General features: G+C 66.1%; 2 protein-coding genes and 1 pseudogene. 1 reads left to right on the top strand and 2 read right to left on the bottom strand.

Annotated elements, in window-relative coordinates; translation table 11 throughout:
* A pseudogene (locus SI859A1_RS00175) lies at positions 1 to 244 on the bottom strand (long-chain fatty acid transporter); the annotation flags it as partial.
* Positions 245 to 617: 373 nt separating this feature from the next.
* Entirely contained in the window at positions 618 to 821 is a 204-nt protein-coding gene (locus SI859A1_RS20595; protein WP_420804742.1) for a hypothetical protein, read from the bottom strand.
* 23 nt (positions 822 to 844) lie between these two features.
* On the opposite strand from SI859A1_RS20595, the gene SI859A1_RS00170 reads away from it, so the two are divergent.
* On the top strand, positions 845 to 1,246 hold a 402-nt coding region (locus SI859A1_RS00170), incomplete at its 3' end, for a class I tRNA ligase family protein (protein WP_009207875.1).

Raw genomic sequence — 1,246 nt, 5'->3', positions numbered from 1 at the left:
AGGCCAGCGACGGGATGACGTAATCCTGCGTATAGGTGCCGAAATTGCCACTCTGGCCGTTGATCGACTCGAAGCCGCGCTGCGGATTGACGTAGGTGACGCCGGTCCGCATCACGGCGGTGCCCTGCTCGAACAGGATGTCCGTGTCAGCGGTGCCGCGCTGGAAGCCACCGGCGAGGGCCGACGTGCTGAGCGCCGCCGAAGCCAGGGACGCGCCAAGAATCGTTGTCAGAAAAGTTCGCAATGGAATCCCCCCACTCTTGTTGAACTTCCGCGGGAACCCAGCCGCTGAAAGTTGACGCAAACGTAAACGATAAATTCGCGGTCCGGAACTCCCCGGTTGCAACACCGGGGCGATTGCGACGCTTTCGCCACAGCGGCGACCATAGCTGGCGAACCCTGCGCAAGCCTTTGCAGATTCTGATTTTTCGCGTGGGGGAACGGGGAGTTACGTAGGATGAGATGGGCACGCCTACGGCGCGAGGAGACAAAATCGTGTCCCGAGCGTGTCATAAATACGACAGATCGGCGGCTCGGCTCGAAGGGCCGGATGAGACCGGGCATTGGAGGAGCACGGCGCCTCCTTACGAGGAAACGCCGTGCTCCGGATCGTGACGCTACTGCAGCCGTTCGAGTGCGGCCGACAGCTTGTCGGCCTCGATCCGGTAGCCTTCGCGCTTCTCGCGCTCCTGCTCGACGATCTCGTCAGGGGCGTTGGCGACGAACTTCTGGTTGGAGAGCTTGCGATCGATCCGCTCGATCTCGCCGAGAGCCTTGTCGCGCGCCTTGCCGAGGCGGCTGCGCTCGGCGGCGACGTCGATGAGCCCGGCCAGCGGCCAATGAGGTGCGGCACGTCATGGGGTCGGTTCTCGACCGGATCTACGCGCTGCTGCATCCGTTCATGCCGTTCATCACCGAGGAGCTGTGGCAGGTGACCGCCGCCGGCGAACGCGCGTCGCTGCTGTGCCATGCGGCCTGGCCGGTGCTCGACTTCGCCGACCGCGACGCCGCCGACGACATCAACTGGCTGATCGAGGTGGTGTCGGAGATCCGCTCGGTGCGGTCCGAGATGAACGTGCCGGCGGCGACCGAGGCCGATCTCGTCGCGGTGGCGCCGGATGCGGCGACCGCGGCGCGGCTGGAGCGGCACGGCGCCGCGGTGAAGCGGCTGGCGCGGCTGGCGACCATCGTCACCGCGGAGACGGCACCGGAACAGTCGGCGCAGATCCTCGCGGCGGGCGGCAGC

Origin of the sequence: Aurantimonas manganoxydans SI85-9A1, from assembly GCF_000153465.1 — a bacterium.
Classification (GTDB): domain Bacteria; phylum Pseudomonadota; class Alphaproteobacteria; order Rhizobiales; family Rhizobiaceae; genus Aurantimonas; species Aurantimonas manganoxydans.
This window is presented reverse-complemented; position numbering and strand designations above follow the sequence as displayed.